This is a genomic window from Pseudomonas sp. 1 R 17 (assembly GCF_900067035.1).
Classification (GTDB): Bacteria; Pseudomonadota; Gammaproteobacteria; order Pseudomonadales; family Pseudomonadaceae; genus Aquipseudomonas; species Aquipseudomonas marginalis.
In genome coordinates this window covers 372,018-396,772 of sequence record NZ_FKLB01000058.1, presented here as the reverse complement: position 1 = coordinate 396,772, position 24,755 = coordinate 372,018, and the positions used below count along the sequence as shown (strand labels likewise).

Below are 24,755 nucleotides of genomic sequence, written 5' to 3'. Positions count from 1 at the left end.
ACAACAACAAAAACAACGGAGCACAACCATGAAGAAGCAACTCCTTGCGGCACTCTTGACCCTCGCCATCACCCCCTGGGCGCTGGCCGATATACGGATCGGCGTGAGCATCGCCCAGGTCGACGACGTATTTCTCGCGCAAATGCGTGACTACATGGCCGCCCACGCCCGGGAACTGCCCGGCGTGACCCTGCAATTCGAAGATGCCCAGGGCGACGTGGTGCGCCAGCTTAACCAGGTGCAGAACTTCACCGCCCAGGGCATGGACGCAATTATCGTCAACGCCGTAGACACCGCCGCCACCCAGAAAATGACGGTCAATGCCCAACAGGCCAGGATCCCGCTGGTGTACGTCAACCGCCGCCCCGAGTTCAAGGAAGTACCGCCAGGGGTTGGCTATGTCGGCTCGGATGAGATCAAGGCCGGTGAAATCCAGATGCGCTACCTGGCCGAGAAAATGGGCGGCAAAGGCAACCTGGCGATCATGCTCGGGCTGCTGTCCAACAACGCCACCCACAACCGTACGCTGGGGGTCAAGAACGTGCTCAAGGACTATCCAGGTATAAAGATCGTCGAGGAGCAGAGTGCCGAATGGCAGCGCAGCAAGGCAATTGACCTGATGAACAACTGGATCGTGTCCGGGCGCAAAATCGACGCCGTGGCGGCGAATGCCGATGAAATGGCGATTGGCGCGGCCATGGCGATCAGCCAGGCCGGCATGCAGCCCGGCAAGGATATTCTGGTGGCCGGCAGCGATGGCGGCGCGGCCGGTTTGGACGCAGTGAAGAAAGGCCAGTTGCTGGTGACGGCGTATCAGGACAACAAGGGGCAGGCCGTGGGCTCCATTGACCTGGCGGTGAAGATGGTCAAGAAACAGCCGTATGACGCCGAGCTGACCATTCCTTATCAGCAGATCACCAAGGACAACTACCAGGCATTCCTCAACCCATAAACTTCATCGTGGCGAGGGGGCTTGCTCCCTCGCCACAAGTAGACCCGTCAGTCCTGACGTTCTGCGCGTCGCACAACACCATTGACGACGATATACAGCAACGGCCCCACCGACACGAACACCGCCGTCAGCAAGAAGTACGGCAGCACCGACGCCAGCGACCGCCCCCGCGCCCGTGCATCCCGGTACATCCACACACAGGCCAGCACGGCCATCAGGTACAGGTCGATGACGACCTGCGCGGTGTCCGGGCGCGATATCAACTCTCGTCCGAAGGCCAGCAACGATTGCTCGGCCGTGAGCAGCGTGAACAGGGTGTACAGCGAAAAACCCAGCAGAGCGGCCAGGGCCAGATAAGGTTTGTGCATGGTCTGTTCCTTGACGTGATCGAGGCCCACCCTAGTGATAAGGTTGCCCCCTCGCAATGACCTCGGAGGTCATAGTCACGCCATGGATAACCCCGCTACTGCCGGCGAACATCTGCGCCAGCTACGCCGACAGGCTGGTCTGAGCCAACTTGACCTGGCCCTGATCACCGGCGTGTCCCAGCGCCACCTCAGTTGCCTCGAAACCGGCCGCGCCAAGCCGAGCCCAGGTACGTTGAATCACCTGCTCAGCGCACTGGAAACACCGCTGGAGCAGTGCAACCGCGTATTCCTCGCCGCCGGCTTCGCGCCCCGCTATACCGCTACCCCGCTCGCCTCCCCGGCCATGGCCGCAATTCGCGAGGCGGTCAGCCATGTCCTGCACGCCAACAACCCGGCCCCGGCGATCCTGCTGGGCAGCCACTGGGAAGTGCTGGCGGCGAATGCGAGTACCGGCGCGCTGTTGGAACTGGTGGGGGTCACGCCGCCGCTGGAAGGCCTGAACCTGCTGACCACCCTGCTGCAACCCGGCGGCCTGGGCGACCACCTGGTCAACGCCGAAGAAATCCGCACCCTGGCCTGGCAACGGGCAAGCCGCGAGGCGCTGGACAACCCTGTGCTGGCCGCTCTACTGGCGAGCCTGCCCGCCCCCGCCCACACCACGCCGCCGCCTGAAATGCCGCCGCTGGTGTTGACCCGCGTGCATACCAGCCAGGGCGAGCTGAGCTTTCTGTCCACCTTCACCACCTTCGGCATGCCCCAGGACATCACCCTCGCCTCCCTGCGTATCGAACATCTGATTCCCGCAGACGACGCCACCTGGCAGGTGATGCGTGCCGCCCATGGGGAAAATGCCGCACTGGTTTTGTGAAATATCTGTACGTAGACTGCCGCCATACCTCAACTTAAGGCGGCGAAGAAAACGTCATGCAAGTTACCGAAGTCTCCATTGCCCAATTGCGCGCGGCGCTCGAATCCGGCCAGACCACGGCCGTTGAACTGGTGCAGGCTTACCTCGCACGGATCGATGCCTACGACGGTCCGCAGACCGCTACCGCCCTCAACGCCGTCGTCGTGCGTAACCCCGACGCCCTCAAGGAAGCCCAAGCCTCCGATGCACGTCGGGCCAAGGGCGAAACCTTGGGGCCATTGGATGGCATTCCCTACACCGCCAAGGACAGCTACCTGGTCAAAGGGCTGACGGCCGCCTCGGGCAGCCCGGCCTTTGCCAGCCTTGTCGCCCAGCGCGATGCGTTCACCATCGAGCGCCTGCGCGCCGGTGGCGCCATCTGCCTGGGCAAGACCAACATGCCGCCGATGGCCAATGGCGGCATGCAGCGCGGCGTGTATGGCCGCGCGGAAAGCCCGTATAACGCCGACTACCTCACCGCGCCGTTCGCCTCCGGTTCGTCCAACGGTGCCGGCACCGCCACCGCCGCCAGCTTTGCCGCCTTCGGCCTGGCGGAAGAAACCTGGTCCAGCGGCCGTGGCCCGGCGTCCAACAATGGCCTGTGCGCCTACACCCCGTCCCGTGGGGTGATTTCGGTGCGCGGCAACTGGCCGTTGACCCCGACCATGGACGTGGTGGTGCCCTACGCCCGCACCATGGCCGACCTGCTGGAAGTGCTCGACGTGGTAGTGGCTGAAGACCCGCACACCCGTGGCGACCTGTGGCGCCTGCAGCCGTGGGTGCCGATCCCCAGCGTCGCCTCGGTGCGCCCGGCGTCTTACCCTGAATTGGCGGCGACGGCCGAATCCCTGGCCGGCAAACGCTTCGGCGTGCCGCGCATGTACATCAACGCCGACCCCGAGGCCGGCACCAGCGAAAAGCCCGGCATCGGCGGCCCCACCGGGCAGAAGATAAACACCCGTGCCAGCGTGATCGACCTCTGGAAAGACGCACGCCAGGCGCTGGAAGCCGCCGGTGCCGAAGTCATCGAGGTCGACTTCCCACTGGTGTCCAACTGCGAAGGCGACCGCCCAGGCGCGCCGACCGTGTTTAATCGTGGCCTGGTGTCCCGGGAATTCCTGCACGATGAACTGTGGGAACTGTCGGCCTGGGCCTTCGATGATTTCCTGCGCGCCAACAACGACCCGGCCCTGAACCGCCTGGCCGATGTGGACGGGCCGAAAATCTTCCCCCACGACCCTGGCACCTTGCCCAACCGTGAAGACGACCTCGCAGCCGGCATGGACGAGTACGTGCGCATGGCCGAGCGTGGCATCACCCCGTGGAACGAGATCAGCACCGTCCCCGATGGCCTGCGCGGCCTGGAGCAAACCCGGCGGATCGACCTGGAAGACTGGATGGATAAGCTCGGCCTCGACGCTGTGCTGTTCCCCACCGTGGCCGATGTAGGCCCTGCGGATGCCGATGTGAACGAAGCCAGTGCGGACATTGCCTGGAGCAACGGTGTGTGGGTGGCCAACGGCAACCTCGCCATCCGCCACCTGGGCGTGCCTACCGTTACCGTGCCCATGGGCGTGATGGCGGACATCGGCATGCCGGTCGGGCTGACCTTTGCCGGGCGCGCCTACGATGATTCGGCATTGCTGCGGTTTGCGGCGGCGTATGAAGCCACCGGCAGCAAACGCCTGATCCCGCCGCGTACGCCGCCGCTGGCGACAAACTAACTGATTCACTGTGGGAGGGGGCTTGCTCCCGATGTGGGAGTGTCAGTTGATGCATCTGTGGCTGACCCACTGCCATCGGGAGCAAGCCCCCTCCCACATTTGGAACTGCATATATCAGGTAGATCTCGGTCTGCTTTTACTCTGGCTTTTTCGGCCTTGGAGCTAACTGGAGTTGGGCTGGTGTACTCGGTAAAAAATGTGGGAGGGGGCTTGCTCCCGATGAGGGCGTGTCAGTTGATGCATCTGTGGCTGACCCACTGCAATCGGGAGCAAGCCCCCTCCCACAGTTCTAACCGCATTTCAAGTCAGGCCATATAGGGCACCGCAATCAGCAGGATTGCCGTGCCATGGCAGGCCGTCGCCGCCAACACGCCATGACGCATGCGCACCAGTGCGCAGGCCAGCCCTTCGATCAGGGTAAACAGCAACACCGGCCAGCCCAGTTGGGTCACGCTCAAGGCCAGGAAGGCATGGCAGGCGGCAAACGCCACGCCACTGATCAGCGCCGCTCGCAGCGGTGTCACCTGCTGTTCAAGGTAGCCCTGCAAAAACCCGCGAAACAACACTTCCTCCAGCGCATTGGCGCCATAGGCCAACACCACCATGCCCGGCAGCCACACCCAGTAGCCGGGGATCGCGTGCGGCTCTATTCCTTGATAGAGCCGCAACGGCACACCGATCAGGCAACCGACCGCAAGCCCCACCGCCAGGCCAAGGGCGCGGTGGCCCCGGGTCCATACCACCAGGCGCCACAACTCCGGCGCCACCCGGACCAACACTACGGCCAGCAGCACCGACAGGCCACCCAGCGCCGCCAATACAAAGGCATTCGCGGTGAAGGCGATTTGCACGTCGTCACTGAGCGCCCACATGCCCAGGGGCGTCATCACATCGCGCATCAGCACGAACGCCGCGAGCAAAATCAGGATGCGCATGGCCGGCAACGACTTGGGCGTCAACCCGAACCACAGGCCAAACAGCAGCAAGCCCGGCGCCAGGTGCAGGCCGTAGTTGAGCAGGACGACCAGACCTTGGCTGACCATCAGTCGTGCGCGACCGCGACCATGTCGATTTCCACCGCCGCCGACTTCGGCAGTTGCATCACCCCCACCGACGTGCGCGAATGCACCCCGGCACCGCCGAGGATCTCGTGCAACAGGTCCGAGGCGCCGTTGGCCACTTCACTCTGCTGATCGAAGTCCTCGGCGCTGCGTACATACACGGTGATACGCGGGATGGCCTTGACCCGATCCAGCGAACCGAGCGCCTGCTTGAGCAGGCCCAGGCAGCGCAATGCACTGATGCCGGCGGCGATCTGTGCCTGGGCCAGGGTCAAGGTGTCACCGACCTTACCCGGCAGCATGACCGTGTCGCCGACACGCGGGATCTGCCCGCTGATGTACAGATGGTTGCCGTCGCGCACCAGCGGCGTGTAGTTGCCGCCGACTTTGAATTCATCCAATTGATAGCCGAGGCGTTTTTGCACGGCTTGGTATTTTTCATCCGGTGTCATGCTCGGGAGTCCTCGTTGCGACGCTGCCACTCATCCACCACGTCGCCCATCGTCTTGGGTGTTGCATTGCGAATCCACGCCATGAAAGGCCGGTCGAACGTGAACCCCGCGCCGCAGTGCTCACGCATGAAACGGCGTACGTTCTGGGTGTTTTTGTAGTGTGAAGTGACAGGCGTGCTGCGGCTGATAGGGGCGCTGTGCCAATCAAAGTCCATTTGCGTAACGCTCTGATGTTTCAGGAGCACGCAGCATAGCGCTAAATAGCCACTGTGAACGCCGGCCAACCGGCGCTGACAGTGGATTTTTTTCAGCGCCTATCAGGCGAAATCCGCCCCTCGCGTATTGACGAACAACGCGTAGATCGAATGGCTGCCGGCCATGAACAGGCGGTTGCCTTCGCGGCCGCCAAAGCACAGGTTGGGGCAGCGTTCCGGCAGCGAGATATGCCCGATGGCCTTGCCCTGGGAATTGAACACGCGCACGCCGTCGAGCTTTTCCAGGTCGGCCTTGGGGTCGCCATTGCCGCCCCAGCCACACCAGAGATTGCCGCTCTCGTCGCACTTGATGCCGTCCAGCGCTGCGTATTCGAGGCCTTCGATATGCTTGCGCCGTTCGCCCAGGGTGCCGTCGTCCTGGACGTCAATCGCCCAGATCAGTCGGTTGGGCTTGGCGCGCCCTTCCACCACGTAGAGGGTCTTTTCATCCGGCGAAAAGCACAGGCCGTTGGGACCGTTGAGGTCGTCGATCACCCGCGTAACCTTGCCGCTGTCAGCGTCAATGCGATACACGCCATGGGGCTGGGTGGGGGTGATCTTGTGGCCTTCGTAGTTGTTGCCGGTCTGGAATGGCGGGTCGCTGAACCACACCGAACCATCGCGTTTGCACACGATGTCGTTGGGCGAGTTGAAGGGTTTGCCGTCAAAGCTGTCCGCCAGCACCGTGATGCTACCGTTATGTTCGGTGCGAGTGATGCGCCGCCCCTCGCCAGAAGTGGTCGAACCTTCGCACACCAGCAGGCGGCCCTGGCGATCGCGGCACATGCCGTTGGAGAAGTTGGCGTTTTCACGGTACACCGACAGGCTGTCGGTCACCTCATCCCAACGCACGATGCGGTTGTTGGGAATATCACTGAGCAGCAGGTAGCGGCCATCGCCGATCCACACCGGTCCTTCGGCCCAGCGCAGGCCGGTCGCCAGGCGCTCAACGCTGGCATTGAACAGGCGCAGCTCGAGGAAACTGTCGTCGAGCACCTTGATCAGGGGGTCTGGATAACGCTGGCTCAAGGGCTCGGCCGCGTCTGCCAGGCGAGGCAGGTTGCCCAGCACCGCCACCGACGCGGAAACCGCCAGGGATCGCTGGAGAAAGACCCGGCGGCTGTGTTCGGAGCGGGCAGGCGAAGGGGGAAAATCCATGGGTATCTCCGTTATTTTATTGTTAGACGGGAGACTAGTTTTAACCTGTGATGAGACATCGTACAAGATTGAAGACTTCAACCACCCTTTACAACGTAAGGCACTGCGCAAATATTCCAAATTTTACTTTCCAAAAGCCCTTCGACTATTGCAATGTTGTACGACAACATATTCAGTAACGTGTTGCCCGTACACCTCCCCAACAACAATAAGGAAACACCCATGCAAAACGTCAAAGTGCTGATCGGATTTCTGTGCCTGTTCAGCGGCTATGTGGCCGCCGCCCCTGCCGCCGACAAAGACGTCGCCCAAGCGGTCGACCACCTCACCCAGGCCATGCTGCATAAAGACCTCAAGCAGCTCCAGAGCCTGACCGCCGAGAACCTCACCTACGGCCACTCCAGCGGCAAGATCCAGAACAAGCAGGAATTCATTGCCGATATCGAGACCGGGCGCAGCGGCTTCAAGACCCTGGAAATGCAGAAACAGACCATCACCCTGAGTGGCGATACCGCCCTGGTACGCAACCACTTCTCCGCCCTGGCGGTGAACAGCGGCAAGGAAGTGCCCACCGAAATCGAGAACTTCCAGATCTGGCAAAAACAGAAAGGCCACTGGCTGCTGATCGGTCGCCAGGCGTTTAAATTCTGATGGCTAGCGGTGGGCCATCGGGCTCACCACTGCACCACCTTGCGCACCGTCACCAACGCCTCGCGCAGCGCCGGCATGTCCACCGAGCCCAATGCCAGGCGCAACGCATGGGGCACGTGGGCCGAGACGGCGAAGGGCTCGGCGGTGGAGACGGAAATACCGTCGCGCTGCAAGGTCATGGCGACTTGATCGGCGCGGGCCTCTTCCGCCAGGGGCAGCCACAAGAAATACGATGACGGGTGGCTGGTGTAGGCCACCCCCTTGAGCACCTGCGCGGCCAAGGCTTGCCGCGCCCGCGCATCCTGGCGCTTGTGGGTTTCAAGTTGCGCCACGGTGCCATCCTCGAGCCAGGCCACCGCAATCGCACTCATCACCCCCGGCACGTTCCAGGTGGTGGCCATGATGGTGCGTTCCAGTGCTTTGACCCAACCCGACGGGGCAGCGATAAACCCCACGCGCAGGCCGGTCGCGACACTTTTCGACAGCCCGCCCACATAGACCGTGCGCTCCGGCGCCAATCTGGCCACGGGCAGCGGCGCGTCCTCGGCCAGGAACGCGTAGGCCGCGTCCTCGATGATCATCAGGTTGTGCTCACGGGCAATCGCCACCAACTGCTCGCGCTGCGCCAGGCTCAGCACCCAGCCCAACGGGTTATGCAAAGTCGGCATGCTGTACACGGCACGCACCGGGCGCTTGCGACACAGGCTGTGCAGGTAGTCCAGGTCCGGGCCGTCGGCGGTGACCGGGATGGCGACGATCTCCAGGTGCAGGGTCTCGGCCAGCACCTTGAACCCCGAATACGTCAAGGCGTCGACGGCGATCACATCACCGGGCTTGAGCAAGGTCATCATGGTCACGGCCAACCCGTGCTGGGCGCCACTGACCACCAGCACCTGTTCGGCCTCGACCGTCAGCCCTCGACTCAACAGGTGCCGCGCGACAGCGGCGCGCTCATGCAGGCGACCGGCGTGGGGCTGGTAACGCAGCAGCGCTTCAAGGTCGCCGGACAGCGCCAACTGGCGCAATGCGGTGCGCAGCAAGTCGGCCTGGCCCGGCAAGGACGGGTAGTTGAAACTCAGATCGAGCATGCCCGCCGCCACGCTCATCTGCCCGCTGCCCTGCCCCGGCGGCAGCGAGATTTCGCGCACAAAGGTGCCTCGGCCTGTCTCGCCACTGACCAGGCCCATGGCCTCCAGCTCGGCGTACACCCGGCTCGCGGTGACCAGCGCCAGGCCATGTTCGGCGGCCAGTTGGCGGTGGGTCGGCAGTCGCGTACCGGGGGGCATGCTGCCTGAGCGAATGGCCTCGGCGAAGCTGTCGACCAACGACTTGTAGCGGGCGCGGGGCATAGCGATGTATCCATGACAATTTTTTGATTGTCTTTATCTTCAACCCTAGGATGCCTGCCACGCAACTCATCCTTTTCGGACACCCATATGGAACGTACAGCCCCCCTCAGCAACCTGGACACCCGCACCCAAGGCTGGATCAACGGTTTTATCGGCGTGGTGATCTTCAGCGGCTCGCTGCCGGCCACGCGCCTGGCGGTGATGGAATTCGACCCGGTGTTCCTGACCATGATCCGCGCCGCCATTGCCGCGCTGCTGGGGCTGGCCTTGCTGGGGCTGTTCAAGGAGCAACGCCCCGCGCGCCAGCAATGGATGCCCCTGGCCATCGTCGCCCTCGGCGTGGTGATCGGCTTTCCGTTACTCACCGCGCTGGCGCTGCAATACGTGACCTCCGCGCACTCCATCGTCTTCATCGGCCTGCTACCGCTGGCGACCGCCGTGTTTGCTGTACTGCGTGGCGGCGAGCGTCCACGCCCGGTGTTCTGGCTGTTTTCGATCCTCGGCAGTGCGCTGGTGATGGGGTACGCCTTCGCCCAGGGCTTGAGCGCCGCACCGGCGGGTGACGTACTGATGCTGCTGGCGGTGCTGGTGTGCGGCCTGGGGTATGCCGAAGGCGCCAAACTGTCGCGCAGCCTGGGCGGCTGGCAGGTGATCTGCTGGGCGCTGGTGGTGTCGTTGCCGGTGGTGGTGCCGTTGAGCCTGGTGCTGGCGCCGTCGAGCGTCAGCGGTATCAGCCTGCCGGCCTGGCTGAGCCTGGGCTATGTGTCGCTGTTCAGCATGCTGATCGGCTTTGTGTTCTGGTATCGCGGCCTGGCCCAGGGTGGCATCGCCGCCGTCGGACAGTTGCAACTGCTGCAACCGTTCTTCGGCCTGGCGCTGGCAGCGGGCTTGCTGCATGAACAGGTCAGCCTGGGCATGCTGCTGGTGACGGTCGCGGTGATCGGCTGCGTGGCCGGGGCCAAGCGGTTCGCGCGCTAACGCTGGGGCGCGACCATCTTGAACTTGATGTTGATGTCGTCGGACACCACGCTGTTGCCGGCCCATTCGCCTTCGCCGATCCTGAAGTCGCCGCGCTTGAGGATGAACTCACCGTCGAACACGCCGATGCCATCCAGCTCCTTGAGCACCACGTTGACCGCCACCGGGCGCGTGGTGCCCTTGATCGTCAGGTTGCCGCTGATGTTGAAGCGGTTATCCCCCAGGGCCTTTACAGCGGTGGACTCATAGACGCCCACCGGATAGGTCGCGGTATCGAACCACGAGGCCCGTTGCAGCTCGTCGTTCGCATCGGGGCTGCCGGCATCGATACTCGCCAGCTGGATCTTGAGCAAGGCATGTCCGCTTTCGGGCTTTTGCGTGTCAAAGCTCAGCGTGCCTTCGAAGTCGCCGAAGGTGCCATACACCCGCTGCCCCAACTGCTTATAGGTAAAACTGATCTGGCTGGCGGTGCGATTGACGTCGGTGTACTCCGCCGCCTGGGCACAGCCGATAGCACCCAGGACCAGGACCAACGGGAGAATTCGACGCTTCATGCCACGCTCCGCAAAAAATGGATGTATTCCCATCAGGTGCCTGTCCTGCTAAACAGACTAGTCGCTCACAACAATAAGGACGCTGCATGCCCACCCCTTCTCTACAGGACATCACCGCGCCGGAAGGCATCTGCTACGGCTGCGGCGGCAGTAACCCCCATGGCTTGCATATCAAGAGCCGCTGGGATGCCGATGGTGTCCATCTCATCGCCGAACATCACCCCGAGGCAAAATACAGTGGCTGGCCCGACCTGGTCTACGGCGGCCTGATCGCCATGCTGGTGGACTGCCACTCCAACTGGACCGCCATGGCCTACCACTACCGTGCCGAACAGCGCGAACCCGGCAGCCTGCCGCGCATCGACTGCGTCACCGGCAACCTGGGGATCAAATTCATCAAGCCGACTCCCATGGGCGTTCCGCTCACCTTGCGTGCGCGGGTCGAAGGCGAAGTGGGCCGCAAAAGCCGCGTGGTCTGCGAGGTGTACGCCGGCGAGGTGCTCACGGCCATCGGCGATTCGCTGTTCGTGCGCGTCGACACCCGCGAACTGGCTGCGGCCGCCCATGGCCGTGACAGCTGATCCTGGTCTACATTGACTGGCACCGCTAATCGAGGACCGAACCGATGACTCGTCTCACCGCGAAAGACTTTGCCCCCGAACTGCTGGAACTCTACGACGGATACGCCCACGGCAAGCTCAACCGCCGCGAATTTCTCGACCGCGCGGCGCTGTTCACCTTTGGCGGCCTCACCGCCTCGGCCCTGCTGGCGGCCCTGAGCCCCAACTATGCCCTGGCCGAACAGGTGAAATTCACCGACCCGGACATCGTTGCCGACTACATCACCTACCCCTCGCCCAAGGGCAACGGCACCGTGCGTGGCTACCTGGTGCGCCCGGCCAAGGCCACCGGCAAGCTGCCGGCCGTGGTGGTGGTCCACGAAAACCGTGGCCTCAACCCCTACATCGAAGACGTCGCCCGGCGCCTGGCCAAAGCCGGGTTTATCGCCCTCGCGCCGGACGGCCTGACCTCGGTGGGCGGCTATCCCGGCAACGATGAAAAAGGCGTGGCGCTGCAACAGACAGTCGACCCGACCAAGCTGATGAACGACTTCTTCGCCGCCATCGAATGGCTGATGCACCACGACAGCAGCACCGGCAAGGTTGGCATCACCGGCTTCTGCTATGGCGGCGGCGTGACCAATGCGGCGGCGGTGGCGTACCCGGAACTGGGCGCGGCGGTGTCGTTCTACGGGCGCCAGCCGGAAGCCAAGGACGTGCCGCGCATCAGGGCGCCGATCATGCTGCATTTCGGCGAGCTGGATACGCGGATCAACGAGGGTTGGCCGGCGTATGAAAAGGCCCTGAAGGCCGCCGGCACGACTTATGAAGCGTACATCTACAAGGGCGCCAACCATGGCTTCCATAACGATTCGACACCGCGTTATGACGAGGCCGCGGCGAATCTGGCGTGGGAAAGGACACTGGGTTGGTTCCGCAAATACCTGGCCTGAATGCAGTCAACATGTGGGAGGGGGCTTGCCCCCGATTGCGGTGTGTCAGCAACAATTGAGGTAACTGACCCGCCGCTATGGGGGGCAAGTCGAATCGTCGCACCGCCCCTCCCACATTGACCATCACCACCTTAATGTTTCTTTATGCTCCAAGAAAACTCAGACACGCCCACTCTCCTCCAGCAACCACGCCTTGAACACCTGCATCGCCGAGGTCTCGGTCCGCGACTGCAAGCGCGTCAGCCAGTAGCTGCCAGTGGTGATGCCGACGTCGAATGGCTGGCGAATCACATCACTCTCCAGTTGCCGCGAGAACATCATCGCCGGCGCCAGCGCCACGCCGCTGCCTTGCAGCGCAGCCTCCATCATCGCCAGCGACGAGTCGAACACGATGCTGCGCGGTACCAGGGTGTCGGCGGGCAGACCGGCGGCCTGAAGCCACAGGCTCCACTCATCCGCGCGGTAGGAGCGCAGCAGCGTGTGTTTCAACAGGTCGGCCGGCGTGTGCAACTGCGCGGCGAGTGACGGCACACACAGTACCGTCAGCGGCGCTTCCAGCAACTCCAGCGCATCCGTGCCGTGCCAGGCACCTGCACCGAAACGAATCGCGTAATCCAGGCCTTCGGCAGCCACGTCGACTCGATTGTTATGGGTGGACAGGCGCAGGTCGATGAACGGGTAGCGGCTCTGGAAGTCCGGCAGACGTGGCAGCAGCCAGCCGACGGCAAAGGTGCCGACCGCGCCCACGGTGAGTACCTCGCGGTAATGCCCGCCCTCGAACTGACCCAAGGTGTGGGCAATGCGGTCGAACGACTCGCGCACCACCGGCAGCAGGGTTTCGCCCTCGCGGGTGAGCATCAACCCGCGGGGCAGGCGCTTGAACAAGGTGACAGTGAGCTGCGCCTCCAGGCTCTTGACCTGATGGCTGACCGCCGCCTGGGTCACGCATAACTCAATGGCGGCGCGGGTAAAGCTCAAATGCCGGGCGGCCGCTTCGAAGGCGCGCAAGGCGTTCAACGGTAAGTGGGAGCGGAGCATATTGACCCCAATATTTCTAATGACTGCTGCGAGATATCATCGTTTGCCCAGGACCGGCGAACGGCCTACATTTGCCTCGCCCGCGCAGGCTCTTTATTCAATCGATCATTCTCATGGAAGCGTTATCATGCCCCAACATTTACTGTCTGGCGTGCGTAATTTAACCGCCCTCGCGGTGTTTATCGCCGCCGGCAACTGCCTGGCGTCCACCGACCTGCAGGCGGTGGTGGATGCCAATGTAAAACCGCTGATGCAGCAGCAGTCGATTAACGGCCTGGTGGTCGGCGTGGTGCGGGACGGCAAGGCGCAATACTTTAACTACGGAATCGCCGCCACCGATACCCGCCAGCCGGTCAGCGAAAACACCCTGTTCGAAGTGGGTTCAGTGAGCAAGACCTTCACCGCGACCCTGGCCGGTTACGCGGTAGCCAGCGGCAAACTCACGCTCTCCGACCCGGCCAGCCATTACCTGCCGGCACTGGGCGGCGGCAAGTTCGACCACATCAGCGTGCTCAACCTCGGCACCTACACCGCCGGCGGCTTGCCCCTGCAATTCCCCGCCAATGCGGATAACACCCAGCGCATGATCAGCTACTTCCAGCACTGGCAACCCGACTTCGCCCCTGGCACCCAGCGCCTGTATTCCAACCCGAGCCTGGGGTTGTTCGGCTACCTGGCGGCGCAGAGCCTCAAGCAGCCGTTCGATCAGGCGATGGAAAAGACCCTGTTGCCCGCACTCGGGCTCAAGCACACCTTCATCAAGGTGCCGCAGAGCCAGATGAGCCTGTACGCCCAAGGCTATGGCAAAGATGGCAAACCGGTACGCGTCGGCCCCGGCGCCCTGGACAGCGAGGCCTACGGCATCAAGACCAGCGCTGCGGACTTGCTGAAGTACGTTGACGCGAACATGCACCCGGCGACGCTGGATAAAACCCTGCAGCAGGCGATCAGCGTGACTCACACGGGTTACTACAGCGTGGACGGCATGACCCAGGGCCTGGGCTGGGAAATGTACCCCTACCCCATCCCGCTCGATGGGTTGATGGCCGGCAACTCCACACCCATGGCAATGGAACCGCACGCGGTCAACTGGCTGACCCCGCCCCAGGCGCCCCACGCCGACACCCTGGTGAACAAGACCGGCTCCACCAATGGGTTTGGCGCCTACGTGGCGTACGTGCCGAGCAAGGGAGTGGGCGTGGTGATATTGGCGAACAAGAACTACCCGAATGCCGAACGGGTAAAGGTCGCCCATGCAATCTTGAGTGCACTGGACCAATAGAGCCTGACGCAAAACCAATGTGGGAGGGGCAAGCCCCAATACCAGTCAGTTAAGACACTTTGCAGGAGCGAGGGGGTCGCCTAGTTCTTGCTCGCGAAAAACGCCCAGGCAACGCGTTCATTCTCGATAAACGTGGTGGCCCTGAGTTCTTCGCGAGCAAGAACTAGGCGTCCCCCTCGCTCCTACAGTGAGTCACTTGCTGACCCGCGCTACATCCCCAACCAGTGCGGCAAGGCCAGCGAGATAAACGGCAAGTACGTGACCATGATCAGGAACACCAACAGGATCATCAGCCACGGCAACGCCGCACGAATGGTCTGCCCCAGCGTCAACCCGGTCACCGCCGAGGTGACGAACAGGTTCAGCCCCACCGGTGGGTGCACCAGGCCGATTTCCATATTGACCACCATCACGATGCCCAGGTGAATCGGGTCGATGCCCAGCTTCATGGCGATCGGGAAGAAGATCGGCGCCAGGATCAGCACGATGGCCGAAGGCTCCATGAAACTGCCGGCGATCAGCAGCACCACGTTGACCATGATCAAAAAGCCAATCGGCGTGAGGCCCTCGGACAGCACCCAGGCGGTGATTTCCTGGGGGATCTGCTCGGTGGTCAGCACATGGGCGAAGAGCATGGCATTGGCGATGATAAACATCAGCATGATCGCCAGGCGCCCGGACTCCAGCAGCACCTTGGGGCAGTCGCGCAGCTTCATGTCCTTGTAGACGAACAACGCCACAAAGGCCGAGTACACCGCCGCCACCGCCGCCGCTTCGGTGGGGGTGAACATGCCGCTGTAGATGCCGCCGAGGATGATCACCAGCAGCAACAGGCCCCAGAAGGCGCGGCGCGCACAGCCCAGCCATTCACCCAACGTCGCCCGTGGCTGGGCCGGCAGCTTCTTGATGCGCGCGACAATGTAGATCGCCACCATCAGCATCAGGCCCAGCAGCAAGCCCGGGATCACCCCGGCCATGAACAGCTTGCCCACCGAGGTTTCCGTCGCCGCCGAGTACACCACCATTACGATCGACGGCGGAATCAGGATGCCCAGGGTGCCGGCGTTGCAGATGATCCCCGCGCCGAATTCCTTCGGGTAACCGGAGCGCACCATGCCCGCCACCGCAATCGAACCCACCGCCGCCACCGTCGCCGGGGATGAGCCGGACAGCGCCGCAAACAGCATGCACGCCAGTACCGCCGCAATCGCCAGGCCGCCACGGATATGCCCGACACAGGCGTTGGCAAAGTCGATCAGCCGCTGCGCCACGCCGCCGGTGGTCATGAACGCACCGGAGAGCAGGAAGAACGGGATCGCCAGGAAGGTATAGGCGTCGGAGGTTTCGAACAGCTTGATCGCCAGGGAACTGACCGAGTCCGGGCTGAACATCAGGATCGACACCGCGCCCGACAAACCCAGCGCAATGGCAATCGGCACGCCGAGGAACATGAACACGAACAACAGCAGGAACAGACAGAGCACGGCCATCAGTGACGCTCCCCATGGCTGCCTGCCAATTTGCTGGCCTCACCGGCCTCGTCAGCCAGCCCCAACCCGACCTGACGGCAGTTAAAGATGCGGTAGAAGATCTCCAGGTAGCGGATAAACACCAGGGCAAAACCGATGGGCACGATGATCACAATGTCACCCACGTCGATGCCGAACTGGTCGAGGTCTTCGGCGCCGATATGGGCGGTCATCACCGCGCTGACCCACTTGTAGCTGGCGACCATGAACAGCCCGGCATAGGCCAGGCAGCACAGGCAGGCGAGCATGCCCAGCACGCGCTGCACCGGACGCCGGGTCAGCTTGACCAGCGCGTCCACCCCCAGGTGGCCGGCGGTGCGCACCCCATAGGAAATGCCGAAGAAAATCAGCCAGCCGAACATGGCCTTGGTCAGCGCCACGCTCCAGGTCATGTCCTGGGCCCAGGTCATGGTGTGGTCGCCCAGCGCGCCGAAGAACGTGCTGCTCCACGCCCACTTGTCAGACAGGGCAAAGAACAGCGTGTAGATGTTGTTGAGCATGACGTAAACAAATGTCACCAGGGTCATGGCCGCCAGCAGGAAGGCAATAAAGCCTTCCTCCAGGTGCTCCCAGACGCGCCTTAGCGTTTGCATGGCAAAACCTCGCGAAAGCAAATGAGATGTCAGGGCGGAAACCGGATTCAATGGTTGGAGGCATCCGCCGCCTTGATCAGATCAGCCCCGATTTCCCCTTCGAACTTCTGCCACACCGGCCGCATCGCTTCGCGCCACAACTGGCGTTGCTCGGGGGTCAGCTCGATGATTTCGCTGGTCTTGGCCTCGACGATCTTCTGCCTGGCCGACTGGTTCAGCGCTTCGGCCTGTTTGTTCACCTCGACGGTGACCTCGACCATGACCTGCTCCAGGGTGCCGCGGATGTCCGGCGGCAGGCCGTTCCAGAACGTGGCATTGGTGATGACCATGTAGTCGATCAGGCCATGGTTGGATTCGGTGAAGTACTTCTGCACTTCGTTGACCTTCTGGCTTTCATAGTTCGACCAGGTGTTCTCGGTGCCATTCACGGTGCCGGTCTGCAAGCCCTGGTACACCTCGGCAAAGCTCATCTTGCGCGGGTTGGCACGGATCGCCTTGAACTGCTCCTCCAGCACGCTGGAGGCCTGCACGCGGAACTTCAGGCCACGGGCGTCCTTGGGTTCATGCAGTGCCTTGTTGGCGGAGAGTTGCTTGAGGCCGTTGTGCCAATAGGCCAGGCCGAGGATGTTCTTGCTCTGCATCGAGGTCAGCAGTTGCTTGCCCTCGGCGGCCTGGAAGCGGTCGACGGCGGCCAGGTCGTTGAACAGGAACGGCAGGTCATAGATCTGCACTTGCCGGGTGTATTGCTCGAACTTGGCCAGGGACGGCGCCAGCATCTGCACGTCGCCCAGCAGCAGGGCTTCCATTTCCTTGCCGTCGCCGAACAGTGACGAGTTGGGGTACACCTCGACCTTGACCTTGCCGGGCAAGCGTTCTTCGGCGAGCTTCTTGAACAGCAACGCGCCCTGGCCCTTGGGGGTGTTTTCAGCGACCACGTGGGCGAACTTGATCACGATCGGGTCCGCCGCCTGGGCCAGGCCCGCGGCAAACAAGGTGGCGGCGCAGAACAGCGCCCGAGAAAGCTTGAGCATGGAAAATCACCTTCTTATTGTTGTGTTGTAGGGCAAGGTGCCTGATATGACGCGTGTAGTGAATTTCGAATTTTTGATACCTGCGTTCGGCCACGCCGAACACCAACCTCAAGAAAAATGCAGTTCCCCCTCCACATTTGATTCGGTTCCGTCAGCTATAACTGTGCGAGCAACCGCTGCGCCCGCAACAACACCGGCGCATCCACCATCTGCCCATCAATCTGGTAAGCCCCCGCCCCATGCGCCCCGGCGTCAACCACCCGCCGTGCCCAGGCCAGGTCGGCGGCGCTGGGCGCCAACGCTTCATGGATCACCGCCACCTGCCTGGGATGGATACACAACGCGCCGGCAAAGCCCATTTCATAGGCATGCCGGATCGAACGGCGCAGGCCTTCAGGATCGTCGATGGCCGGGTGCACGCCATCCAGTGGCGCCACCAGGCCAGCCGCGCGGGAATGCACGATCAGCGCCAGGCGTGCCTGGTCGAGGGCGAACTGCGCGGCCGGGGAGTTGCTGCTCAAGTTGAGGTCCAGCGCCAGGTCCAGGCCGCCGAATGACAGACGTTCGACCTGCGGCGCCTGGGCGATGTCGGCCAGCGCCAGCAAGCCGCGTGCGCTTTCGATAATCGGCCAGATCAGCTTGCCCGCCGTGGCGACCACCGCCACCTGGGCCGCGCTTTCCACTTTCGGCAACAGCACACCTGCCACGTTAACGTGGGCTTTGCAGAACGCCACATCTTCGAAATGCCCGGCATGTTCCGGCGCGTTGATGCGCACCCACACCCGGGCCTGCGGATGAGCTTGCAGAAACGCTGCGAGGTTATCCCGCGCCTGGCGCTTGAGCGGCTCTTCCACCGCGTCTTCAAAATCCACGATCACGGCGTCGGCGCCACTGGCCAGCGCCTTGGCAAAGCGTTCCGGTCGGCTGCCGGGAACAAACAGCGCAGAGCGCACAAGAGGATTTGGCATAACGGACTTCCTTATTAGATAACGCCGCGCGCGCGCAGGCTGTCGATGGCATCGCCGGAGTAACCGAGCTGCTCGAGGATGCACTGGCTGTGCTGCCCCAGCGCCGGCACGGCGTCCATGCGCGGGGTAAACGCCCCGTTGCGCGCCGGCGGCAGCAGCGACGGCAGCGGCCCGGCAGGGCTTGCGACTTCACGCCAACTGTCGCGGGCCTTGAGCTGCGGGTGGTCCCACACGCCTTGCATATCGTTGACGCGGGCGCTGGCGATCTGCGCGTCCTCCAGGCGCTGGATCACGGCCTCGGCATCCAGTTGGGCAAAGCTGTCGACGATGATCTGGCGCAGCGCCTCGCGGTTGGCCGAGCGCTTGAAGTTGGCGCTGAAGCGCTCATCCGTCGCCAGCCCAGGCGTGAGCAGCACCTTGTCGCAGAACGCCGCCCATTCGCGCTCATTCTGCAAACCGAGCATCACCGTGCCGCCGTCACCGGTGGGAAACGGCCCATAGGGGTAGATCGTCGAATGCGCCGCGCCGGCACGCGGCGGCGGCGGCGCACCGTCGAAGGCGTAGTACATCGGGTAGCCCATCCATTCCACCAGGCTTTCGAGCATGCTCACGTCGATGCGGCTGCCCTGCCCCGTCTTGCCGCGCAACAGCAGCGCGGAAAGGATGCCGCTGTAGGCGTACATGCCGGCGGAGATGTCGGCGATGGAGCAACCGGCCTTGGCCATCTGCTCGTCACCCGGGCCACCGGTCACCGACAAAAAGCCGCCCTCGCTCTGGATCAGCAGGTCATAGGCTTTCTTTTTCTCGTAGGGCCCGCCTTCGCCATAGCCGGAAATGTCGCAGACGATCAGCCGTGGAAAGCGTGCATGCAGCGCCTCGAACGACAGGCCCATGCGCGCCGCCGCGCCCGGTGCAAGGTTCTGCACCAGCACATCGGCATCCGCCAGCAGGCTGTCGAGGATGGCGTCGGCGTCGTCCTGCTTGAGGTCCAGGGTGAGGCTTTCCTTGGAGCGGTTGGTCCACACGAAATGCGAGGCCAGGCCACGCACGCGCTCATCGTAGCCACGGGCGAAATCACCGGCACCGGGGCGTTCGATCTTGATCACGCGGGCGCCGAGGTCGGCCAGTTGACGGGTGCAAAAGGGCGCGGCGATCGCGTGTTCCAGGCTGACAACGGTGATGCCGTCCAGCGGTCGTGGGTCAGTCATGACAGTTCCTCAGAGCCAGTGGGCCATGGACGCGGCGTTGCGCACATCCCAGACTTTGGCGATCAATGCGGCGGCCTGGGCCGGTGTGCGAGCGTTACTGAACCGGGCGAGGCGCTGGAATTTATCCGCCAGTTCTGCACGGCTCAGGGTGTTGCCCGGGTCGCCCTTGGGCTCGTCGATGGCGCCGTGCAGGGTGCGGCCGTCAACCGTGGTGACGGTGACGCGGCCGAGCCAGCGCTGCGGGTAGGCGCCATCGACCTCGGGGTCGAGGGTCATGCTGACCCTGTCGCGAAAGGCGGCGACGGCGGGATCGGTCAACGCCGATTCATGGAACTCGGTGAGCCCGGCCTTGCCATGCACGGCGATCAACCCCAGCACGGTGCCCATGGAGAACTTGGCCTGATGCACGCTGGTCGGCACGCTTACCCGCCCCAGTACATCGATGGCGCCTTGGTGCACACGGGTTTCCACACGGGCGATATCGACGGCCTCCAGGCCTTCGCGTTGCATCAACGCCAGCAACGCATCGGCGGCCGGATGGGTATGGCGGCACGACGCGTGGAACTTGAACGAGGTCTCCAGCAGCGCCCAACGGCTACCAAGGCCAGCCGATAACTTGCTCGGTTCGGCATCCGTGGACATACCCGCCGCCAGGCCCTGGTCGCCTTCGAGGATATTGCGCGCACCGGTCAGGCCATCCGCCGTCAGGTACGCGGCGAGCAAACCGTCCGCGGCCGCCTTGGCCGTGTGCAGTTGCTTGGAGTCGGCGGCATCGCGCAGGAATTCCCACAGCCCGGCGGCCTGGGTGCCGGCGCTGCCGAGCAGATGGATGAACTGGTCCTGATTGAAATCCAGCAACTTGCCCACCGCCACGGCCGCCGCCAGGGTGCCCACCGTGGCCGTGGTGTGGAAGATGCGGTAGTGGGAGCGCCCCATGAATTCGCCGATGCGGATCCCGGCCTCATAGCCGGCCACCGAGGCCAGCAACACGTCACGGCCGGATTTACCGAGGTCCTGGGCGGCGGCCAAGGCAGCGGGAAACACCACGGTGGCCGGGTGCAGCACCGAGCTGTTGTGCAGGTCATCCTGTTCCACCAGGTGGGACGAGGCGCCGTTGACCAGTGCGGCGAAATACGCGCTGCTGCCGGTGCCATTGACGATCACCTGCGCCGGGCCGCTGCTCGGGCCCATCTTCTGGGCATAGCGCTCGAACAACGGGATCGGGTGCGCGCCCTGGCTGGCCAACGCGGACGCCAGCCAATCCAGGAACAGGTCTTCGGTGCGCGCCAGCACGGGTTCGGGCAACTGCTCGTAGGCCAGGTCGGCCAGGAACCGACACAGGGCTTGGGTATGGCTCATGGGCAGGCCCTCAGAAGCTGCGTGGCAGCTCGAGCAGGTGCTCGGCCACGTAGGACAGGATCAGGTTGGTGGAGATCGGCGCCACCTGGTACAGGCGCGTCTCGCGGAATTTGCGCTCGACGTCGTACTCGCAGGCAAAGCCAAAGCCGCCGTGGGTCTGCAGGCAGGCATTGGCCGCTTCCCAGGACGCCTTGGCCGCCAGGTACTTGGCCATGTTCGCGCTGGCGCCGGCATTCACGCCGCTGTCGTATTCCGCACAGGCGCGCCAGCGCATCAGGTCGGCCGCCTCGACTTCGATATGGGCTTCGGCAATCGGAAACTGCACGCCCTGGTTCTGCCCGATGGGCCGGCCGAACACCACGCGGTCGCGGGCGTAGGCGCTGGCCTTGTCGATAAACCAGCGGCCATCGCCGATGCATTCGGCGGCGATCAGGGTGCGTTCGGCATTGAGGCCATCGAGGATGTATTTGAAGCCCTTGCCCTCTTCGCCGATCAAGCTATCGAGGGGCAGTTCAAGGTTGTCGAAGAACAACTCATTGGTCTCGTGGTTGACCATGTTCGCGATGGGCTGCACGGTCAGGCCGTTGCCGATGGCCTCACGCAGATCGACCAGGAAGATCGACATGCCTTCGGACTTTTTCTTCACCTGTGCCAACGGGGTGGTGCGCGCCAGGAGGATCATCAGGTCGGAATGCTGCACCCGCGAGATCCAGACCTTCTGGCCGTTGATCACGTATTTGTCGCCACGCTTGATCGCGGTGGTCTTGATCTTGGTGGTGTCGGTACCGGTGGTGGGCTCGGTGACCGCCATGGATTGCAGGCGCAATTCGCCACTGGCGAGCTTGGGCAGGTAGAAGCGTTTTTGCGCCTCGCTGCCGTGACGCAACAGGGTGAACATGTTGTACATCTGCCCGTGCACGGTGCCGGAGTTACCGCCGCAGCGGTTCACCTCCTCGAGGATCACCGAGGCTTCGGCCAGGCCCAGGCCGGAGCCGCCGTACTCCTCGGGAATCATCGCCGACAGCCAGCCGGCGTCGGTCAGCGCCTTGACGAAGGCTTCGGGGAAGCCCTTTTCTTCGTCGATCCGGCGCCAGTAGGCCGCGTCGAATGCGGCGCACAAGGCGCGCACGCCGTCGCGGATGGCATTGAGTGCTTCGTTGTCATTCGGGTTCATCTCACGGCTCTCCGCCTGTTGTTCTTGGCTTATTCGAAATGCACTTCAGCGGTCTGCGCCAGGCCATCGGTATTCCCGGCCCACAACGCCGCCGCCCCGGTTTCACTGATGCGACCGCCCACTGCGAACGGCTGCGGCGCAATCAACGGGCGCACGCCGCGATAGGCAAAGCGCCGCACGGTGGCTTCGGGATGGGCGCGGCAAAACGCGCGCAGGCTCAAGGTCGCGATCAGCGGGCCATGCACCACCAGCCCGGCGTAGCCTTCGGTGCCGGTGACATAGGGGTAGTCGTAGTGAATGCGGTGACCGTTGAAGGTCACGGCGCTGTAGCGAAACAGCAGGGTCGGCGTGGGGTCGATGGTTTCCTGCCACTCGCCCTGGGCCAGGGCCTCGCCGCTGCCCGGCTTGGGCGGCGTCGGCTCGCGGTAGACAATGTCCTGTTCTTCGCGGATCGCCAGGCGACCGTCCTGGGCATAGTCATGGCGCACGGTGACAAACAACAGCGAGCCGCTGCGGCCGGTCTTTTCTTCGACCTGGGTGATGGTCGACACGCGGGTTGCCGCCTCGCCGGCCCGCAGCGGGTGCAGGAATTCGATACGCCCACCCGCCCACATGCGATTACGGTTATCCGCCGGCGGCAGGAAGCCGCCACGGGCCGGGTGGCCGTCGCCGCCCAGGGCGCTTTCCGGCAGCGGGTCCTGGAAGAAGCACCACTGCCACAGCGGCGGCAGGACCGCGCCCTGCTCGGGGACGGCTTCGCCAAAGGTGGCGGCAATGCGTTTGAGCAGGTTATGGCTCAGGTGGTCGTGGGCGGTTTCGCTTCGGCCGATCCAGTCAGTAGCGCTCATCAGGTACAGGTCCTCGGGCAGTGAGTGTCTGCCCCGGATCATGCAAGCGCCGGCCCGTTCTGAGAATTTGCATTTCAATAAACCAGCGTTCGGCTATGCTGAACGCTCTTTCCCCGACATAACACCCGCGCGGCCCAGATCCGTAGATACCGTCTTATCCCGCACCGCGCAATCCCCGTAGCAGCTGTCGAGCCCCGGCGAGGCTGCGTCGGGCGCGCTGTCGATTCAGGACCGAGTCGCGGCCTACGCAGCCTCGCTTGCGCTCGACAGCTGCTACGGGGATTTGGGCGGTGTTGGATAGGACGGTATCTACCGGGTTCATTCATTCATACGGGAGTTTTGCATGCACTTCGACCTGGCCGACCTGCGCCTGTTTATCCATATCGCCGAATCCCCCAGCCTGACCCAGGGCGCCAGGCGCGCGTTCCTCTCGCCGGCCGCCGCGAGTGCGCGGATCAAGGCGCTGGAAGGCCAGCTCGACACGCGCCTGCTGTACCGTGACAGCCGTGGCGTAGAGATCACCCCTGCGGGCGAACGGCTGCTGCACCATGCGCGGTTGATCATGCGCCAGGTGGATTACCTCAAGAGTGAGTTCACCCAATACGGCGTGGATTCCGCCGGGCATATCCGCATCTTCGCCAACACCACGGCGGTCACCGAGTTCCTCCCGGAGGTGCTGGCCGGCTTCCTGTCCCAGCGCCCTGGCGTGACCGTCGACCTGCAGGAGCGCTTGTCCCGCGATATCGTGCGCGGCGTGCTGGATGGCACCAGCGACATGGGCATCATCGCCGGCCCCGTGGAGGCGGCGGGTTTGCAGGTGCTGCACTTCAGCACCGACAAACTGGTGCTGATGGTGCCCGTCGGCCACGCCTTGGCCGATCAAGCCTCGGTCACCCTGGAACAGACCCTGGCCTATCAGCATATCGGCCTGCATGAAGGCAGCACCTTGCTCAGCTTCCTGCGTGAACACGTCGAGCGGTTGGGCAAGCAGTTGTCGCTGCGTATCCAGGTGTCGAGTTTCGAGGCGATTTGCCGGATGGTCGAAGCGGGCGTGGGCATCGGCATCATCCCCGAGTCCGCCGCCGTACGGCACAGCCGCACCATGCAACTGGTGGCGGTGACGCTGGATGAGCCGTGGGCGATTCGTGAGCGCAGTATTCTGGTCAGGGAGCTTGAGGCACTGCCCGGCACCATACGGGCATTGATTGCCACGTTGATGCCGGAAAACACCTAAGCTCAGAAGTCACCTTGCCAGAGGAAACCTCCCATGCAGCTTGAAGGATCCTGCCACTGCGGCGCCGTGACGTTCAGCCTTACCAGCGCCCACCCCTACCCTTACCAGCGTTGCTATTGCTCGATCTGCCGCAAGACCCAGGGCGGCGGTGGTTATGCGATCAACCTGGCCGGGGATGCCAACAGCTTGCACGTGCGCGGGCGCAAACAGATTTCGATCTACCACGCCCGGCTCAAACCCGAGGGCGCCAGCCGTGCCCATGCGAGTAGCGCCGAGCGGCATTTCTGTTCGCAGTGCGGCACTGCGCTATGGCTGTTCAGCCCGGAGTGGCCGGAGCTGATCCACCCGTTTGCCTCGGCCATCGACACGCCGTTGCCAGTACCGCCGGCGCATACGCACCTGATGCTGGGCTCGAAGGCGCCGTGGGTCGAAGTCAGCGTGCGCAAAGGCGACCTGCAGTTTGATGAATACCCCGAAGAATCCATCGCGCAGTGGCATGAACGCCATGGGCTCAGCCGTTAACAGTCTTTGACAGTTTCCCGACAAAGCTCGCAAAGATTGTTGGACGGC

General features: G+C 63.4%; 26 protein-coding genes. 10 read left to right on the top strand and 16 right to left on the bottom strand.

Going from position 1 to position 24,755, the window contains the following annotated elements:
• Positions 1-28 precede the first annotated feature (28 nt).
• Positions 29-952 (top strand): sugar ABC transporter substrate-binding protein, encoded by a 924-nt coding sequence (locus BFP99_RS22660; protein ID WP_065928039.1) that lies wholly within the window; start codon positions 29-31, stop codon positions 950-952.
• Between the two features lie 47 nt (positions 953-999).
• Here BFP99_RS22660 and BFP99_RS22655 read toward each other — a convergent pair whose 3' ends face one another.
• The gene (locus tag BFP99_RS22655) at positions 1,000-1,320 is read right to left on the bottom strand and encodes a DUF2834 domain-containing protein (protein ID WP_065948254.1); all 321 of its coding nucleotides are present in this window, start codon (positions 1,318-1,320) and stop codon (positions 1,000-1,002) included.
• Positions 1,321-1,402: 82 nt separating this feature from the next.
• On the opposite strand from BFP99_RS22655, the gene BFP99_RS22650 reads away from it, so the two are divergent.
• A complete protein-coding gene (locus BFP99_RS22650) occupies positions 1,403-2,188 on the top strand; it encodes a helix-turn-helix domain-containing protein (protein ID WP_065928037.1) in 786 nt (261 codons plus the stop codon).
• 56 nt (positions 2,189-2,244) lie between these two features.
• A complete protein-coding gene (locus BFP99_RS22645; protein ID WP_065948253.1) occupies positions 2,245-3,951 on the top strand; it encodes an amidase in 1,707 nt (568 codons plus the stop codon).
• Between the two features lie 305 nt (positions 3,952-4,256).
• Here BFP99_RS22645 and BFP99_RS22640 read toward each other — a convergent pair whose 3' ends face one another.
• From BFP99_RS22640 to BFP99_RS22625, 4 genes are all read right to left on the bottom strand, one after another.
• Positions 4,257-4,994 (bottom strand): CPBP family intramembrane glutamic endopeptidase, encoded by a 738-nt coding sequence (locus BFP99_RS22640; RefSeq protein WP_065928035.1) that lies wholly within the window; start codon positions 4,992-4,994, stop codon positions 4,257-4,259.
• Positions 4,994-5,464 carry a RidA family protein gene (locus BFP99_RS22635; protein ID WP_065928034.1) on the bottom strand — a complete coding sequence of 157 codons (471 nt, stop codon included), beginning with the start codon at positions 5,462-5,464 and terminating at the stop codon, positions 4,994-4,996. The genes BFP99_RS22640 and BFP99_RS22635 overlap by 1 nt, the downstream gene beginning before the upstream one ends.
• Positions 5,461-5,679: a DUF6434 domain-containing protein gene (locus BFP99_RS22630; protein ID WP_065948252.1), complete on the bottom strand. Its 219-nt coding sequence runs from the start codon at positions 5,677-5,679 to the stop codon at positions 5,461-5,463. The genes BFP99_RS22635 and BFP99_RS22630 overlap by 4 nt, the downstream gene beginning before the upstream one ends.
• Positions 5,680-5,781: 102 nt before the next feature.
• On the bottom strand, positions 5,782-6,876 hold the full coding sequence (locus BFP99_RS22625) for an SMP-30/gluconolactonase/LRE family protein (protein ID WP_065948251.1): 1,095 nt from the start codon (positions 6,874-6,876) through the stop codon (positions 5,782-5,784).
• A 222-nt stretch (positions 6,877-7,098) separates the two neighbouring features.
• Here BFP99_RS22625 and BFP99_RS22620 point away from each other — a divergent pair, with 222 nt between their 5' ends.
• On the top strand, positions 7,099-7,527 hold the full coding sequence (locus BFP99_RS22620) for a nuclear transport factor 2 family protein (protein WP_024075865.1): 429 nt from the start codon (positions 7,099-7,101) through the stop codon (positions 7,525-7,527).
• A 23-nt stretch (positions 7,528-7,550) separates the two neighbouring features.
• Here BFP99_RS22620 and BFP99_RS22615 read toward each other — a convergent pair whose 3' ends face one another.
• On the bottom strand, positions 7,551-8,876 hold the full coding sequence (locus BFP99_RS22615) for an aminotransferase-like domain-containing protein (protein WP_065948250.1): 1,326 nt from the start codon (positions 8,874-8,876) through the stop codon (positions 7,551-7,553).
• 87 nt (positions 8,877-8,963) lie between these two features.
• On the opposite strand from BFP99_RS22615, the gene BFP99_RS22610 reads away from it, so the two are divergent.
• Positions 8,964-9,854 carry a DMT family transporter gene (locus BFP99_RS22610; RefSeq protein WP_065928030.1) on the top strand — a complete coding sequence of 297 codons (891 nt, stop codon included), beginning with the start codon at positions 8,964-8,966 and terminating at the stop codon, positions 9,852-9,854.
• On the opposite strand, the gene BFP99_RS22605 is transcribed toward BFP99_RS22610, so the two are convergent.
• Positions 9,851-10,408, bottom strand: coding sequence for a YceI family protein (locus BFP99_RS22605; RefSeq protein WP_027608522.1), 558 nt, complete (start codon positions 10,406-10,408; stop codon positions 9,851-9,853). The two genes, BFP99_RS22610 and BFP99_RS22605, sit on opposite strands and share 4 nt — an antisense overlap.
• An 86-nt stretch (positions 10,409-10,494) precedes the next feature.
• Here BFP99_RS22605 and BFP99_RS22600 point away from each other — a divergent pair, with 86 nt between their 5' ends.
• The gene (locus tag BFP99_RS22600; protein WP_065928029.1) at positions 10,495-10,989 is read left to right on the top strand and encodes a PaaI family thioesterase; all 495 of its coding nucleotides are present in this window, start codon (positions 10,495-10,497) and stop codon (positions 10,987-10,989) included.
• Between the two features lie 44 nt (positions 10,990-11,033).
• A complete protein-coding gene (gene yghX, locus BFP99_RS22595; RefSeq protein ID WP_065928028.1) occupies positions 11,034-11,921 on the top strand; it encodes a YghX family hydrolase in 888 nt (295 codons plus the stop codon).
• Positions 11,922-12,080: 159 nt separating this feature from the next.
• On the opposite strand, the gene BFP99_RS22590 is transcribed toward yghX, so the two are convergent.
• Positions 12,081-12,959, bottom strand: a complete 879-nt coding sequence (locus BFP99_RS22590) for a LysR family transcriptional regulator (protein ID WP_065948249.1) — start codon at positions 12,957-12,959, stop codon at positions 12,081-12,083.
• Between the two features lie 127 nt (positions 12,960-13,086).
• Here BFP99_RS22590 and ampC point away from each other — a divergent pair, with 127 nt between their 5' ends.
• Positions 13,087-14,241 (top strand): class C beta-lactamase, encoded by a 1,155-nt coding sequence (ampC, locus tag BFP99_RS22585; protein WP_065948248.1) that lies wholly within the window; start codon positions 13,087-13,089, stop codon positions 14,239-14,241.
• Positions 14,242-14,450: 209 nt separating this feature from the next.
• On the opposite strand, the gene dctM is transcribed toward ampC, so the two are convergent.
• The 8 genes from dctM to BFP99_RS22545 form a co-directional block, all read right to left on the bottom strand.
• Positions 14,451-15,731 (bottom strand): C4-dicarboxylate TRAP transporter large permease protein DctM, encoded by a 1,281-nt coding sequence (gene dctM, locus BFP99_RS22580; protein ID WP_065928024.1) that lies wholly within the window; start codon positions 15,729-15,731, stop codon positions 14,451-14,453.
• Positions 15,731-16,363: a TRAP transporter small permease gene (locus BFP99_RS22575; RefSeq protein ID WP_065948247.1), complete on the bottom strand. Its 633-nt coding sequence runs from the start codon at positions 16,361-16,363 to the stop codon at positions 15,731-15,733. Before BFP99_RS22575 ends, dctM begins: the two co-directional genes overlap by 1 nt.
• Positions 16,364-16,410: 47 nt before the next feature.
• On the bottom strand, positions 16,411-17,394 hold the full coding sequence (locus BFP99_RS22570) for a TRAP transporter substrate-binding protein (RefSeq protein WP_065928022.1): 984 nt from the start codon (positions 17,392-17,394) through the stop codon (positions 16,411-16,413).
• A gap of 155 nt (positions 17,395-17,549) precedes the next feature.
• Positions 17,550-18,362 carry an HpcH/HpaI aldolase/citrate lyase family protein gene (locus tag BFP99_RS22565; RefSeq protein WP_065948246.1) on the bottom strand — a complete coding sequence of 271 codons (813 nt, stop codon included), beginning with the start codon at positions 18,360-18,362 and terminating at the stop codon, positions 17,550-17,552.
• Between the two features lie 14 nt (positions 18,363-18,376).
• Complete coding sequence (locus BFP99_RS22560) at positions 18,377-19,570, bottom strand: CaiB/BaiF CoA transferase family protein (RefSeq protein WP_065948245.1); 1,194 nt, start codon at positions 19,568-19,570, stop codon at positions 18,377-18,379.
• 9 nt (positions 19,571-19,579) lie between these two features.
• On the bottom strand, positions 19,580-20,929 hold the full coding sequence (locus BFP99_RS22555; protein ID WP_065928019.1) for an MmgE/PrpD family protein: 1,350 nt from the start codon (positions 20,927-20,929) through the stop codon (positions 19,580-19,582).
• Positions 20,930-20,939: 10 nt separating this feature from the next.
• On the bottom strand, positions 20,940-22,103 hold the full coding sequence (locus tag BFP99_RS22550) for an acyl-CoA dehydrogenase family protein (protein ID WP_065928018.1): 1,164 nt from the start codon (positions 22,101-22,103) through the stop codon (positions 20,940-20,942).
• 29 nt (positions 22,104-22,132) lie between these two features.
• Positions 22,133-22,951 carry an FAS1-like dehydratase domain-containing protein gene (locus tag BFP99_RS22545; protein ID WP_065948315.1) on the bottom strand — a complete coding sequence of 273 codons (819 nt, stop codon included), beginning with the start codon at positions 22,949-22,951 and terminating at the stop codon, positions 22,133-22,135.
• A gap of 343 nt (positions 22,952-23,294) precedes the next feature.
• Here BFP99_RS22545 and BFP99_RS22540 point away from each other — a divergent pair, with 343 nt between their 5' ends.
• Together BFP99_RS22540 and BFP99_RS22535 are read left to right on the top strand one after the other, a co-directional pair.
• A complete protein-coding gene (locus BFP99_RS22540; protein ID WP_065948244.1) occupies positions 23,295-24,185 on the top strand; it encodes a LysR family transcriptional regulator in 891 nt (296 codons plus the stop codon).
• A gap of 33 nt (positions 24,186-24,218) precedes the next feature.
• Positions 24,219-24,707 carry a GFA family protein gene (locus BFP99_RS22535; protein ID WP_065948243.1) on the top strand — a complete coding sequence of 163 codons (489 nt, stop codon included), beginning with the start codon at positions 24,219-24,221 and terminating at the stop codon, positions 24,705-24,707.
• Positions 24,708-24,755 lie beyond the last annotated feature (48 nt).

Coding starts and splice junctions, on each gene's coding strand:
- BFP99_RS22660 (WP_065928039.1), top strand. CDS start 29: ATGAAGAAGCAACTCCTTGCGGCACTCTTGACCCTCGCCATCACCCCC.
- BFP99_RS22655 (WP_065948254.1), bottom strand. CDS start 1,320: ATGCACAAACCTTATCTGGCCCTGGCCGCTCTGCTGGGTTTTTCGCTG.
- BFP99_RS22650 (WP_065928037.1), top strand. CDS start 1,403: ATGGATAACCCCGCTACTGCCGGCGAACATCTGCGCCAGCTACGCCGA.
- BFP99_RS22645 (WP_065948253.1), top strand. CDS start 2,245: ATGCAAGTTACCGAAGTCTCCATTGCCCAATTGCGCGCGGCGCTCGAA.
- BFP99_RS22640 (WP_065928035.1), bottom strand. CDS start 4,994: ATGGTCAGCCAAGGTCTGGTCGTCCTGCTCAACTACGGCCTGCACCTG.
- BFP99_RS22635 (WP_065928034.1), bottom strand. CDS start 5,464: ATGACACCGGATGAAAAATACCAAGCCGTGCAAAAACGCCTCGGCTAT.
- BFP99_RS22630 (WP_065948252.1), bottom strand. CDS start 5,679: ATGGACTTTGATTGGCACAGCGCCCCTATCAGCCGCAGCACGCCTGTC.
- BFP99_RS22625 (WP_065948251.1), bottom strand. CDS start 6,876: ATGGATTTTCCCCCTTCGCCTGCCCGCTCCGAACACAGCCGCCGGGTC.
- BFP99_RS22620 (WP_024075865.1), top strand. CDS start 7,099: ATGCAAAACGTCAAAGTGCTGATCGGATTTCTGTGCCTGTTCAGCGGC.
- BFP99_RS22615 (WP_065948250.1), bottom strand. CDS start 8,876: ATGCCCCGCGCCCGCTACAAGTCGTTGGTCGACAGCTTCGCCGAGGCC.
- BFP99_RS22610 (WP_065928030.1), top strand. CDS start 8,964: ATGGAACGTACAGCCCCCCTCAGCAACCTGGACACCCGCACCCAAGGC.
- BFP99_RS22605 (WP_027608522.1), bottom strand. CDS start 10,408: ATGAAGCGTCGAATTCTCCCGTTGGTCCTGGTCCTGGGTGCTATCGGC.
- BFP99_RS22600 (WP_065928029.1), top strand. CDS start 10,495: ATGCCCACCCCTTCTCTACAGGACATCACCGCGCCGGAAGGCATCTGC.
- yghX (WP_065928028.1), top strand. CDS start 11,034: ATGACTCGTCTCACCGCGAAAGACTTTGCCCCCGAACTGCTGGAACTC.
- BFP99_RS22590 (WP_065948249.1), bottom strand. CDS start 12,959: ATGCTCCGCTCCCACTTACCGTTGAACGCCTTGCGCGCCTTCGAAGCG.
- ampC (WP_065948248.1), top strand. CDS start 13,087: ATGCCCCAACATTTACTGTCTGGCGTGCGTAATTTAACCGCCCTCGCG.
- dctM (WP_065928024.1), bottom strand. CDS start 15,731: ATGGCCGTGCTCTGTCTGTTCCTGCTGTTGTTCGTGTTCATGTTCCTC.
- BFP99_RS22575 (WP_065948247.1), bottom strand. CDS start 16,363: ATGCAAACGCTAAGGCGCGTCTGGGAGCACCTGGAGGAAGGCTTTATT.
- BFP99_RS22570 (WP_065928022.1), bottom strand. CDS start 17,394: ATGCTCAAGCTTTCTCGGGCGCTGTTCTGCGCCGCCACCTTGTTTGCC.
- BFP99_RS22565 (WP_065948246.1), bottom strand. CDS start 18,362: ATGCCAAATCCTCTTGTGCGCTCTGCGCTGTTTGTTCCCGGCAGCCGA.
- BFP99_RS22560 (WP_065948245.1), bottom strand. CDS start 19,570: ATGACTGACCCACGACCGCTGGACGGCATCACCGTTGTCAGCCTGGAA.
- BFP99_RS22555 (WP_065928019.1), bottom strand. CDS start 20,929: ATGAGCCATACCCAAGCCCTGTGTCGGTTCCTGGCCGACCTGGCCTAC.
- BFP99_RS22550 (WP_065928018.1), bottom strand. CDS start 22,103: ATGAACCCGAATGACAACGAAGCACTCAATGCCATCCGCGACGGCGTG.
- BFP99_RS22545 (WP_065948315.1), bottom strand. CDS start 22,951: ATGAGCGCTACTGACTGGATCGGCCGAAGCGAAACCGCCCACGACCAC.
- BFP99_RS22540 (WP_065948244.1), top strand. CDS start 23,295: ATGCACTTCGACCTGGCCGACCTGCGCCTGTTTATCCATATCGCCGAA.
- BFP99_RS22535 (WP_065948243.1), top strand. CDS start 24,219: ATGCAGCTTGAAGGATCCTGCCACTGCGGCGCCGTGACGTTCAGCCTT.